Origin of the sequence: Pseudoalteromonas sp. MEBiC 03607, from assembly GCF_004792295.1 — a bacterium.
Classification (GTDB): Bacteria; Pseudomonadota; Gammaproteobacteria; order Enterobacterales; family Alteromonadaceae; genus Pseudoalteromonas; species Pseudoalteromonas lipolytica_C.
Window position 1 is genome coordinate 1,568,235 of record NZ_SRRY01000001.1, and the last position, 12,644, is coordinate 1,580,878.

The 12,644-nt window shown below is 36.6% G+C and carries 12 protein-coding genes; 6 read left to right on the forward strand and 6 right to left on the reverse strand.

From position 1 onward, the window contains the following. Positions 1 to 22 precede the first annotated feature (22 nt). Genes E5N72_RS07175 through E5N72_RS07200 form a run of 6 tightly spaced genes read right to left on the reverse strand, consistent with a single transcriptional unit; the run spans position 23 to position 8,126 of the window. Complete coding sequence (locus E5N72_RS07175) at positions 23 to 739, reverse strand: hypothetical protein (protein WP_135923837.1); 717 nt, start codon at positions 737 to 739, stop codon at positions 23 to 25. After that, positions 736 to 2,265 (reverse strand): FkbM family methyltransferase, encoded by a 1,530-nt coding sequence (locus E5N72_RS07180; RefSeq protein ID WP_135923838.1) that lies wholly within the window; start codon positions 2,263 to 2,265, stop codon positions 736 to 738. The genes E5N72_RS07175 and E5N72_RS07180 overlap by 4 nt, the downstream gene beginning before the upstream one ends. A 4-nt stretch (positions 2,266 to 2,269) precedes the next feature. Further along, complete coding sequence (locus E5N72_RS07185) at positions 2,270 to 4,456, reverse strand: class I SAM-dependent methyltransferase (protein ID WP_135923839.1); 2,187 nt, start codon at positions 4,454 to 4,456, stop codon at positions 2,270 to 2,272. Continuing rightward, positions 4,450 to 6,762 carry an HAD-IA family hydrolase gene (locus E5N72_RS07190; RefSeq protein ID WP_135923840.1) on the reverse strand — a complete coding sequence of 771 codons (2,313 nt, stop codon included), beginning with the start codon at positions 6,760 to 6,762 and terminating at the stop codon, positions 4,450 to 4,452. The genes E5N72_RS07185 and E5N72_RS07190 overlap by 7 nt, the downstream gene beginning before the upstream one ends. A 14-nt stretch (positions 6,763 to 6,776) precedes the next feature. Continuing rightward, entirely contained in the window at positions 6,777 to 7,235 is a 459-nt protein-coding gene (gene tagD, locus E5N72_RS07195; protein WP_135923841.1) for a glycerol-3-phosphate cytidylyltransferase, read from the reverse strand. A gap of 3 nt (positions 7,236 to 7,238) precedes the next feature. Beyond that, a complete protein-coding gene (locus E5N72_RS07200) occupies positions 7,239 to 8,126 on the reverse strand; it encodes a LicD family protein (RefSeq protein WP_135923842.1) in 888 nt (295 codons plus the stop codon). A 186-nt stretch (positions 8,127 to 8,312) separates the two neighbouring features. Between E5N72_RS07200 and pseG the strand changes: the two genes are divergently transcribed. The 6 genes from pseG to E5N72_RS07230 are packed head-to-tail and all read left to right on the forward strand — an operon-like array spanning position 8,313 to position 12,643. Then, positions 8,313 to 9,284, forward strand: a complete 972-nt coding sequence (gene pseG / locus E5N72_RS07205) for a UDP-2,4-diacetamido-2,4,6-trideoxy-beta-L-altropyranose hydrolase (protein WP_135923843.1) — start codon at positions 8,313 to 8,315, stop codon at positions 9,282 to 9,284. Positions 9,285 to 9,308: 24 nt separating this feature from the next. After that, the gene (gene pseI, locus E5N72_RS07210) at positions 9,309 to 10,385 is read left to right on the forward strand and encodes a pseudaminic acid synthase (protein ID WP_135923844.1); all 1,077 of its coding nucleotides are present in this window, start codon (positions 9,309 to 9,311) and stop codon (positions 10,383 to 10,385) included. Beyond that, positions 10,382 to 11,122, forward strand: a complete 741-nt coding sequence (locus E5N72_RS07215; RefSeq protein ID WP_135923845.1) for a glycosyltransferase family protein — start codon at positions 10,382 to 10,384, stop codon at positions 11,120 to 11,122. Before pseI ends, E5N72_RS07215 begins: the two co-directional genes overlap by 4 nt. A gap of 1 nt (position 11,123) precedes the next feature. Beyond that, positions 11,124 to 11,663, forward strand: a complete 540-nt coding sequence (gene pseH / locus E5N72_RS07220) for a UDP-4-amino-4,6-dideoxy-N-acetyl-beta-L-altrosamine N-acetyltransferase (protein ID WP_135923846.1) — start codon at positions 11,124 to 11,126, stop codon at positions 11,661 to 11,663. 1 nt (position 11,664) lies between these two features. Then, entirely contained in the window at positions 11,665 to 11,907 is a 243-nt protein-coding gene (locus tag E5N72_RS07225; protein WP_119853507.1) for an acyl carrier protein, read from the forward strand. Further along, positions 11,897 to 12,643 (forward strand): SDR family NAD(P)-dependent oxidoreductase, encoded by a 747-nt coding sequence (locus E5N72_RS07230; protein ID WP_168246718.1) that lies wholly within the window; start codon positions 11,897 to 11,899, stop codon positions 12,641 to 12,643. Before E5N72_RS07225 ends, E5N72_RS07230 begins: the two co-directional genes overlap by 11 nt. The last annotated feature ends 1 nt before the right edge of the window (position 12,644 follow it).

Here is a 12,644-nt window from a genome sequence, read left to right on the forward strand (position 1 = left end):
GGTTAGATGAGCTAATGTATTATTACACGTAATCAAAATAAGCTTGGTAAGCTTGGCACTCTTCAGAAAGCTTTTCAGCTTGTTGGATATCTTTTTGGACAATATGCCTGTAAGGCTTGTCACGTTTTCTTATTTCACCTTTAAATAATTCCTGTTCAAATGTCCTGTTGTAGATGTCAAAATTTCTATCTACAACACCTTCCCCTTCAAGTTCTAGTAGCTGGCAAAGCTCACTTCTGTAATCATAAGAATCAATAAAGTCTTCGTATCGAATGATTTTAGAACAGCTATTCTTTTCGCAAAAACCTAATATATACTTTGATTCTCTTAAGCAATATTCGTAAGACCAATCTTCGTTTAAAGGCACATTTTGTTGCCTGTGTTTCTCAACTAAACTTAAATAAATATCTTTAATATTTCTGCATGTTACAACGATTTTTTCAGGAAAGATAAGCTTGTTAACTTGAGAGTGTATGTCAGACTTTACTTCTTTTATTCCTATTTTGTAGTTTTTTTCTTTTAATGATTTTAACGTTTCAGGCAATGAGCTAGGGTCATTTTGTAAAGAAAAGTCGGTTAATTGATTTATTAAATTAACATTAAAGCGATTATTTTCTGATACATTAGGTTCGACAAACATAAACTGTTTGGCATCAGGCTTTGTAAAGTAATTAGCGATTAATGTGCTTCCTGAACGCCCCATTGATGCAAAGTAGATGTACACTTCAAATTGATTCATTTAGGAAGCCTCAATAATGTAGCTGTGATGTCTTTATGGTCTTTTGTAAAAGCGTAACCATGGTCTATAAGCCATTGTTGAGCCTCTAATTGTTCATCTTTTGGTAGATTATAATATTCAAAGTTTATAATCATTGGCTTTATTTTTTTAATTGGAAATGAAGATAGCACTTGCCAATCGTGGCCTTCCGTATCTATCTGAAGTAAATCTAATTCTGAGATGTTATATTCAGAAATTAAGCTTTCAAGTGTGACACAATCAACTTCTTCAGAGACCATATATTTTTGTATTAGCGAGAGGGTTTCATTGTCTACTTGCTTTCCCCCTAATGCATTTCTGTCTGTATATATAGATGAAATTCCTAATGCCCATTCAGGTAAGATTTCATTTTCTATTACATCTCTGGGGATCCTATTGAGTATGATTTTTTCTTCATCATGAATTGCAGCATTGATGAGTGTTAATTGATCATAAGCTCGGTAATTTTCTACCAATAAGTCAAACATCTCTTTATTTGGCTCTAATAGAATTCCTTTTAAATTTTTCGCTTTTATATGCTTGTGAAGGGGGTCGAATCGTTTACCATCCATAGCACCCACTTGAATAAACTCAAAGCGCTTACCAGAGCCACCTTTAATGCTGTAAAGTCTATCTATTAATATATTGAGGTCCAGAATAATGTCTGGCCAAGTATAGTCATCAATTGATGTTCCTGTAGGCAAAATATCAAACCTCTCTTCATTAGCTATATTGTTTTTACGTGAAGATACTAGCCTATTACTAAAGTTAGGTTTTTTCTTCTTAGTTTGCGTGCGTGACTCTTGATAATGGATTATGTGCGGCGCAGAAATACAGTTTTTTTGATCGAATATATAAGTGTAACTATTCGGTAACCAACAAGTGATCAGTGGCGAAGAAGTCGAAACTTCACACCAAGCCTGATCTAATAACATTTGATCCCATATCAAGGGCTTTATTTTGCTTAAAAAGGTCCAGTTTTCTAATAACTCAATGGCGTTTTCGGTGTAATTGAAAAAAAGAGTTCCACTGGCGAATTCCCAGTCATCGTATAAATGAACACCAAAGTCTACATAATGAGGGATCAATGGAGCTCTTTTTACTTTTGCATCAGCGTCAACCCAAAGAACGGGGCCTTTAGTTTCTTTTAATGTGTTTAAAATGAATTCAGGCTTTAAACTGCAATTGACTTCCCAATCACCCGCGGAGTCAACACCATGTATTAGGTAATTATCGTACCCAATAGTATCAAGTGAACTTTTAAGTTCCATTGCACAGTCTTGATAACTTGTATTTTTAGTGTAGTAGCTGATTACTTTTGGTTTTAAACCTTTGTCAAAAAATCGACTGCTTTTTGCACCAACCCATATGTTCTCACCAAAATTAGAACTTACAATAGGTAAGAATTTTGCTTTTAGTTCATTTTTTAATTCGTGATTTCTTAAGATAAGGGTGTCGTGCTCATCATATTCACTTTTAATGCTATCTATTAATTTGTCTAAACTCATCTCATTATTCACTTATAGAGATACTTAATGATTTTATATTTTTTGGAATTTGATTCTTAATTGCATCAGCAGATGTTATAGAGCAAATGATTATTAAATCTGGATGCTCTTTATACGCCTCTAGCGGTGTCATTATAGTCTTAGTAAGTGACGAAGCATGTTTATCAGGATTAGAATCGATGAAGAAGTAGTTATCACCAATGTACTCTTTCAAGGAACTCTCTAAATGGTTTGATAAAGCTGAAATTCCCCAAAAAGCTACTTTCTTTGGTTGAATAAGTTTTATTTTTTTAATCAAATTAATGTCGATAATTCTTAGAACTTGATCAACTTGATGAGAGTCTACCCGAGAATTAAGTAGTTTCAGTTTTTCTGAAAGATCGAATAAACCAAACCTGCGAGAGTTCAATATGTTAGCAATCGTAAGCTTATTCTTTTCTATATTTGCTCCATCTAGAGCAAGAATACAGCGGTTTATGCTATCACCCAAGTCAATAATTTCTGCAAGTTCTGTCCATAAGAATGGAGCGTTATTATCACGGCCATTTTTAAGTTCATGATAAATTGCCTCACTCGCTTCTAGAACTTTATTTTTGGCAAGTGTTAAGTGATAGTGGCTTTTCTCTTTCAATCCTCTTGATAATAAAATTAGTGCTAAATATAAGCTTGATTGAGCAGTTTTGGTTACTAATAGTGAGCAAAACTTCTCAATTCTATAGCCTTCAAGAATGCAAAATTGTTTTTCAGCTTCTGCAAAGTTACCTGTGCTATAGAAGTAACTTCCGAGAGAGAAGCGCAGTGAAATTAGCCACCTTAATGTAAAGCCAGAAGGTTTTGCCTTTTCAGCTTCATCAAGTAAGGCCAAGCTGTCATCGAGCCATTTTTGGGTATGTTCATCTTCTGCATAGCTTATAATAGTGTTAAGTAGCAATCTGTTTTGCAAAGAGGTATCGCTATTAAGGAGTTCGAGTGCATAAGAAGATCTTAATTTTTTGTCTTCAATACGTTGGCCAACTTGAACAACCTGTCTATGCAGCCAAGGAGAGTCCATACCGTTCGCAAAGTCAATATACGAAGGTAAGTTGTTACTTGAGTATTGGGGATTCTCGTAGCTTAAATCACTATTGATTTTTGCCCACATTGGATTCGTTAAATTTGGCGTCGCAACAACGATAATCCATTCAGTTTCAAATTCGCCTTGGCTAGGTGATAGTTCGCTATAGGTTCTTGCAGCATCAAGGAGTTTAAATCCGCCAGGCGCGGTTTGTGCGAATCTTTTTTCAATCATGAACCCATAGCTTTCAATAAGCGTTTTAAACTTATTCCAATCAAATTCATGAAAATGGAACGGGTTAGGGTCTTTACCTGTCTCATCCACCCATAAATATGGAACGCTAAGGACTAAGCGACCATCAGGTTTTAAATTGGTAGTGCAAAATTTAAAAAAGTTCTCATAGTTTCTAAGATGCTCAATCGTTTCAAAAGACGTTATGGTATCTACGCGAGGAGTATTTAATTTATCGAGTAGATCTAAATCATATTGTTGATAAGATAATTCACTATTGCCATAAATAGTATTCGAATAATTGACGCTATCTTGGCAAATATCTAAGCCATAAACACGTTGTGCTTTTGATAAGTTTGAAAGTAAATAGCCACCATAGCCTAACCCTGAAGCGCAATCGATGACAGTATCGCCTTCTCGTATAAAGTTACATGCCCATACATAACGGTAGGTGTGGGCATCTGAGCGGGCGCCAGACTCCCTAAGCATGTCCATATGCAAGTCGCGGTTCTCTTTCAACCATATTAACGAGTCTTGCGTGTCTTGAGTGTTTCCTAAAAATCGAAAACTACCCAAAGTAAACTTCTGATTATCATAAAGCTTATCGTAAGTGTAATAATGATAGTCGATATAACTTCTTACAAAACCATGTTCAAATAATTCATTCTCAATTTCTTCTTTCGCAGTATTTAAGTGCTCATTTACCAATGTAAGTATTAGTTCTTGTTGAAAGTCTAAAGCATGGATCTCTGCTATAAGAAGGCTTAAGTCTTTTATGTCAGATATAATATGTGACTTCAAACTACAGTCTAACTCCGCCAAGCTCTTGCTAACTCGCCAATCTAAAGTTTGCTCCGGATGAAATATAAACTTTCTTTTTTCTAATTCATTCTTGAAGTTCAGCATTTAATTATAACTCCGTTACTTATATTCAGATTTTCAATGTGCTTTTGGATTTCATCTAAGAATGACTCAGATGCTACCACGACAGGTAAATTCAAGTTAGATGCTTGAGTAGGGCTTATAACGTTAAAGCCTCGTTTGCTATAATTTCCAAATTCTGCTTTTTTATCAACTAAGTGAACAATTCTTATACTAAGGGACTTTAGTAGCAACTCAAGTTCATCAAAAAACTCTCCTGCACCATAGACAACAACTTCTGTTAATTTCAGCTCTTTTAACTGTTCGTGGATTGTCATTATAGATTCTTGGTGTTTGCTTTCAGTTTCATTGTGAAAAAAAACATTTTTTGACAAAAAGAGAGGATCAAGTCGAGTGATTAAACCTTGAGGCCAAGTAACACGCTTAGATAAAAGTCCTTTGAATGTTAAGTGATTACTCCAAAATTCATTCAAACCAATATTTCTTATTTCATCGATCTCATTTTGTTCGATAATTGAATATTGGCTTTCTGAACCAAAATTATCTTCATGCTTCAGGTTACCTAAAAACTTTGCTTCAATTTCAGTTGGAAATCTAACTTGGCGTGCAATAGAAGTAACCGCCGCCAGTCTGTTGTTGTAAGTATGTTCATTTAAATTTAATGATTTACTGAAGTATAAGTAGCTGTCAACGCCAAAATTAAATGCAGTGACTAGCTGCTTGTGTTTTTCCGGTGAGGTATCTTTTGCGCAAATAGGCATCACTTTTTCATTTTCAATAGTAAAATCTAAAGTTGTTGTGTTTTTGCCGACTAAAAAATACTCCACTATTTCTGGGCTTCGAGAAATAGCCATTACATCAGTAAAAGTAGATGTAACGAAAGGCAGAAACGACATGAAAATTAATTCATTAGCATGGTTGTAAGCTCGTTCCGTAGTATAAAAAAGAATATTGAGTTTTGCGGACTTTGTTGTCGATTTTTCAATCTGATGGTTAATAGTGCCACCTGCGCCAAAGTCTACAAAAGCATAGTCTTCATTTTTTGTGACTTGCTCAATATACAAGTCTAACAGAGTCTGTTTTTGCTTTATTGATAGTGTAAGCTGCTCACGATGCTTTTCTAAGAATGCATTAATAAGTTGAACTTTAACCTTATCATTTGAAATTTTATTAACTTCCTCATCAAGAATTGATTGTAAAGAGTCATCTTTCTCATAAGGAAGTTGGAGGTCGGTAAGTAGATTCTTAACACAATAATTTTTTCTTGTAAGAACTTGAGATATGTCACGACTCAATTCTTTTGGATCTATTGATGGTAAGTAGGTTGCTTTTCGAGAAGCATAAAACTTTCTTGTTGAAAATACTCCCGCTTCCTGAAAGAAAAAATCAAAAACATGCTTATATATTTCACCCTCACGCATCAGAAATAGGGGGTGACTTATTTCATTATGCTCACATTGATCTTTAATCCATTTGGCAAATCCTGCCAACGTTGGGCCATGTATTACGGCGCCAATAAGGAATGCTAGTTTTTCTTCGAACGATAAGAAGCTAGGAGCGAGCATTGCTGCGAAAATTCGAGCTTGATTAATCTCGTTAGGATAGAAATCTTTGAAGATTTTCTCTCGTGATAAGACACGCTGAATCCATCGTGGTGGAGCAAAATGTAGCGACTTTATTTTTGCAGCTGAAGCATTTATTACATCTGATTTTAAGTTATCGCCTATGTGAATTATTTGCTCTTGCGAAATATTAAGTTGGTCCAATAAATGTGAATACATATCACCGCTTGCTTTTGTTAAGCGAGTTTCACTTGAAACAAAAATATGAGTGAAGTTAACTTCTGGAAAATTGGTTCTGAGTAGTTTTGATAAAAACGAATTACTTAAATACATATCTGATGTAGCAATAAATTCGACATTGTATTTAAACAAATGTTGGATAACTTCTTTACAGATAGGGTCAGGGTATAAATATTTTGCTTCAACTTCATGCTCAATTTCGATTAATGATAATTGAACTGATTCCGTATAAGGTGAGCATGCATAAATTTCTGGTAGAGTGATATCTTGATAGGGGCTTTGTAATCGGGCTTTTTTTTCGAAGAAAATTCTACTATTTCTGAATGTTTCAGGATCAGATTTTATTGGTATATTTCGTTCGATAGCTGTTTTTGCAACCAACGTAAATATATCAGTTGGAGCGCAGCACTTACGTCTTAATAAAGTGTCAAAAATATCAAAAGATACGACCTTAACCTCTTTATTTTTAAAGATAAGATCAATTTCAGCGCTTATTTCGCTATTTAAATATAAATCGTGTAAATTCATCAGAAGCCTATTTCTTACTGAATCGTGTTAATAATCGCTTTGATGCCATCTAGAGCTGTTTTTAACTCATCAATTTTTGCAGCATTTAGTGCGTTTATACTTTCTTTCACTGCGGTTGATGAGATATTTTCAGTTCTAGGCAGGTAAATAACTTCGCAATACGATTTCAATTCGTCAAATTTACCTTGCCAGTCATTCCCAATTGCGAAAACATCAACATTATACTTCTGAATATCCTGTACTTTTTGTTTCCAGCTATGTTCTGGGATTACACAGTCAACATATTCAAGTGCAGCTACTATATCGGCACGATCCTGATATTTATAAATACTTTGTTTGCCTTTTTCTAAATTAAATTCATCAGTAGATACGCCGACGATAAGATGATCTCCCATACCTTTTAGTTTCTTCAGTAAATTGAGATGGCCTATATGAAAAAGATCAAAGGTGCCGTATGTAAGTATTGTTTTCATTAATTAACTCTCAAATACTGTTGCACTTTTGATCATACTTAAATTCCAGTCTTTTTTAGGGGTTTGCCAATCGTCACCGTAATGTGTTGCTAAGTAACTTGTCGCATTAGAGGGTAAGTTGAGAGTGATATCATTAAACTGGTATTTTTCTGTAGTTAAAAGGTGTGAACTAGGCATAGTAAATCCTCGCGATGAAATAACATAATGCATTAGCTCCTCATCAACGTATTTAATAAAAACGTCAAGTTGTGCAAGTTTGCGCTGAGCTTTGATTGGTCTTAACTTAAATGAAGCGCAATCACCTTTATGGATACTGTTATAGTCATTACGCGCTTTATTTATAAAGAGCTCCCAAGGTGTATTAAATTCTAGCTCTAGTCTTTCAAGCAGGGAGGTAATTGATTGAAAACACTTATCTGTGTCTGTGCTATTTATGGCTATATCTAAGTCATCATCCCATGGGATAAGCGCATTATCTCGAACTATACCGAGCAAAGTTCCTGCATCGACATAATATGCGACATTATCTTTGTTTAATGTCTCTGTAACTATCGCAAGTAACTTAAGAGCATTTTGGTTGGCTTCTGTATTACCTAGCTGAATTCCTTTGATTGCATGTGCAGGGAGGATACGTATTTTATTTACATTAATTGCTAATTCAGTTTGTAGTTGGCGTTCAATTTGTTCAAAAAACTCGCTGGCGACATAAACATAATCAAATTGCATTTTTAGCAATTCTTCTGGCGCATGCACTGTTAAACCTGCCAGTTTATTAGCCTGTTTGGTTGTGTCATTATCAACAAAGCCCAGTACCTGGAAGTCATTTTGCAGGTATTTCAAAGCGGCCTTACCGGCTTCACCTGCACCAAAAATAAAAATAGCGTGCGACATAATATAATTCTTTGGTATTTATAGTTTTTTTGTAAGCAAATTATAGACCATAATAAAGTGGTCATTTAGCCTAATGGTTCTGGTTGTGGACACGTTTCTCTATTAAGCTTGCCACACGACGTGATAAAGTGACTTTAATTTAAGCTAATTTATAACTTTTTCAATAAGTTAATATAGGCATTCAGTATGATAGCAATCTATGCAAATGCAAGCCAGCAAATTGGCTATGGGCATGTAATGCGACAAATAGCGTTGATCGAAGTGCTGCTTAACAAACAGCATAAGGTCACACTTTTTTACCGTGATTTAGCCCCTCAATTGCATGGTAAACTCAGCGGGATGGGGGTGGTTCTAAAGTGTGCTGTAGATGAAATCGCTCTTGTAACCATGCTATCAAAAGCCGATATTTTAATTGTCGATGATTATGCTCTATCAAACGAAACAATAATTCAGTTAAAAAATACCGTAAAACAACTTGTTATATTTGATGATGGCACGTATCAGGAGCCATTAGAATTTGATTTAATCGTCAATCCTAGTGATGTAGTCGATACAATTCATAAAGCGCCTAGGGTGTTACAAGGTTTAGATTATCGGCTAATAAGAAGTGAGTTTAAATCGTATAGGGCGCGCGAACGCTTTATTGAAAAGAGTATCTTCATTAGTTTAGGTGGTACGGATGTCAAAATGTTGACTCCCGAGCTTTGCCAACAACTTGTTGCTAGTAATGATATTACAAAGCTCGTTGTTGCAGTGAGCAGTAGTTGTTCAGAAAATACACTTACTTTGCTCAACAGGTTAAAGCAACATGCTAAGTTTGAATTACATATTGATTATCCAAATCTCGCTAGATTAATGAGTGAAGCTGATATCGCTATTACGTCAGCAGGGGGGAGTTTGTACGAATTAATGTATTTAGGCGTACCAACTATTGCTTTAGTTTTGGTTGATAACCAATCTCAAGCGTTAGACTCCTCACTAAACAATACGGCTTATCAATGCATAGATTTTAGAAATGAGCAGACTGACTTTGCTAATGTGGTAAAACAGGCTCTATTTTTGCTTAATTCAGCCGATAAAAAGAGAAAGTTGTCACTTTATGGCCAACAGGCAATTGATGGCATGGCAGCAGAGCGCATTATTGAAGCGCTAGATTAATCAAATAATGGTCGAAGTAATATAATGAAAAAATTTGATGTTGGGCAATTGCACAAGAGTATCAATATTGATGGTGTCGATATTGGTGAAAATTATCAACCTTACACGATTGCCGAACTTTCAGGAAATCACGGTGGCGATATTAATAAAGCACTTGAACTAATTGATGCAGCAGCAAAAACAGGTGCAAGTGCAATTAAAATTCAAACATATCGTCCAGATACAATTACCCTGGATCATGATGGTCCTGAATTTGTTGTGAAAGATAAATTATGGCAGGGTCGCACCTTATATGAATTATATGAGGAAGCACATACACCTTGGCATTGGCACGAGGCATTATTTGCACGAGCTAAAGAGCATGGCATCACTTTGTTTTCTTCACCATTTGATAAAACAGCAATTGATTTACTCGAAGATTTAAATTGCCCTGCATATAAAATAGCCTCATTCGAAATTACTGATATTGGTCTGATTCAATACGCTGCTAAAACGGGTAAGCCTATCATCATGTCGACGGGGATGGCGACGCTCGCTGAGATTGAAGAAGCAGTCACTGCTGTGAAAGAAGCGGGTGGCACGCAGTTAGCTATTCTTCATTGCGTGAGTGGGTATCCTACTCCAATTGCTGATTGTAATCTTTCAACCTTGGCCTATTTACATCAGTATTTAGATATACCAGTGGGTTTAAGTGATCACAGTTTGGCGGATACTGCTGCGATTGCCTCTGTTGCCTTAGGTGGCAGTATTATTGAAAAGCACTTCAAAATGGCGAACGATACAACCAGTGTCGATGCCGCTTTTTCATTAGACCCAAATGAGTTTTCTCGCATGGTGTCTGCGGTTAAAAATACCAAAAGCGCACTGGGTGAGCCAAGTTTTAGACTGGCAAAAAGCGAGCAAGATAATGTTGCATTTCGTCGTTCACTTTATATTGCAGAAGATATCAAAGAGGGCGAGTTATTTACCGAACAAAACCTGCGTTCTGTACGTCCTGGCTTAGGATTGCATCCGCGTTATTTAGATGAATTAATTGGTAAACCTGCGAAACAAGCGTTAACGAAAGGAACACCGATGAAACTAGAGTACGTAACACAATGAAGATTGTAGCCTGCTCACAAGCGCGACTTGATTCAACACGGTTACCTGGAAAAGTATTGCTACAGGTTGGGGGGAAGTCGTTACTTGACTACCACATCAGCCGTGTTACTCAAGCTACAAAATTGTTTGAGCATGTTATTGCGACCAGCGAGAATGAAAATGACAATAAGATAGTCGCATTTTGCGAGCAACGAGGCGTTAGAGTTATTAGAGGCAGCAAAGATAATGTACTGCTTCGTTTCAACGCAGTGGCAGATGAATTAGCATTAGATAACGAGGACCGTATTATTCGTTTGACGGCTGATTGCCCATTAGTTGATAGCAAATTGATTGATGAGTTAGTTAGTAGTCACTTAGCGCAAGGTGATGACTATACAAGTCTTAATACGGGCAATCTTATTCGTGGATTTGACGCAGAAATTATGTCAGTTGCAGCACTTAGGTATGCAGCAAAACAAGCTACTAAGGACTATGAGCGTGAGCACGTTACACCGTACATCTATCAGCATCCTGAGTTATTCAAATGTGGTCACTTTAAAGCGTTGACTAATATCAGTAGTGCTGCGAGGTTATGTATTGATGAGCCTGCCGATTTTACAATGTTTGAAGCGCTAGTTGCTACCTACCCTGATGATCTTCTGTGTGCAAGCAGTCAAGATATAATGGCTTTTTTAGCACAGCATCCAGCTATTGCGCAGCTTAATTTACATGTACATCAAAAGCGCTTAGGTGAATAATATGCACATCGCAAATTATGCTGTTACATTAAAGCGGGTAACCGAACAAGATTGTGAGCGTGTCTGGCAGTGGCGCAACATGCCACATGTGCGTCAGCAAATGACCAACCAACAATCTATCCCATGGGATGATCACCAAATTTGGTTTAAGAATATGTTGGTTGATAATTGCCAACGTCATTTTGTTATTTACTACAAAGAGCAGCCAATAGGCGTGATTAATGTTAAGTCAGATCAGCCGATTGAAAACGCCAACCGAGCTGAAATTGGTATTTATATCAGTGACACTCATTTTTTGGGTAATTTAATTGCCTTTGCGCCTTCGCTTGCATTGATTGATTATCTTTTTAATGAGTTAAATGTTAAAGAGTTATATTCAGAAGTAAGGCGAGAAAATACAGCGGCAATCCGCTATAATCAACAACTTGGCTACCAATTGGCAGACCACCCAACAAACCAGGCGTTAGTCAGTATTTCGTTAACTCATGACGACTATTTTCATGCAACGCCTAAACTTAAGTCATTTTTAAACCGAGGTTAATGTGTCACTTAATAAACTGACAGATGCGTTTGTTAGCGTATTAGAAATCGAACAAGACGAAGTATGTGACCAGTTAAGCTATTCAGAGCATCCCAAATGGGACTCTATGAGCCATATGATGCTGGTGGCAGAATTAGAAGCGCAATTTGATATTATGCTTGATACGGATGATATTATTGATATGAGTTCGTTTTTAAAAGCCAAACAAATTCTATCAAAATATGGGGTGTCATTTGACGAGTAATAGCAGCCGAGTATTGATCACTGGTGGTAGCAGCGGTATTGGCTTTGCGGTGGCAAAGCGACTGCTAGAGGATGACTCAAAACTATTATTGGTAGCGCGGGACGAACAACGTTTACAAGCAGCGCAGCAAGCGCTTAAAGCGGATTATCCAGATGCAGATGTTGTTGTTTTTGTTGCCGACACGTCTGTTCCTGCTGAAATAAAGAAAATATTTGCTTATTTGCAGCAACAAAAATGTTCATTGTCAGGGCTTGTCCATTGCGCGGGAAGTATGCTTGAAGCGCCATTGATGATGGTACGAGAAGAGCAAATTGATGAGCAATACGCTGTCCATTTAAAATCTGCACTAATGCTTTGTCAAAGCGCCAGTAAAATGATGCTCAGAGCGAAACAGGGCAGTTTAGTCCTGGTAAGCTCTGTTGTGGCTGAACAAGGAAGCAGTGGGCAAGTTGTTTATGCAAGTATGAAATCAGCGATGAGCGGATTGGTTAAAAGTCTTGCCCAAGAGCTTGGTACATTTAATATTCGTGTTAACTGTGTAAGCCCGGGCGTAATAGACACTCCTTTGCTTGCTCACTACGATGATGAAAAAAAGCAGCAACTAGCAGAAAAGTCAGCACTAAAACGCTTAGGCGCGGCAAGCGAAGTCGCTAATTTAGTTCGTTTTTTATTAGCTGATGAAAGTCGCTATATTACAGCACAAAATATCGCTGTTGATGGTGGTTTAAGGTTGTAAT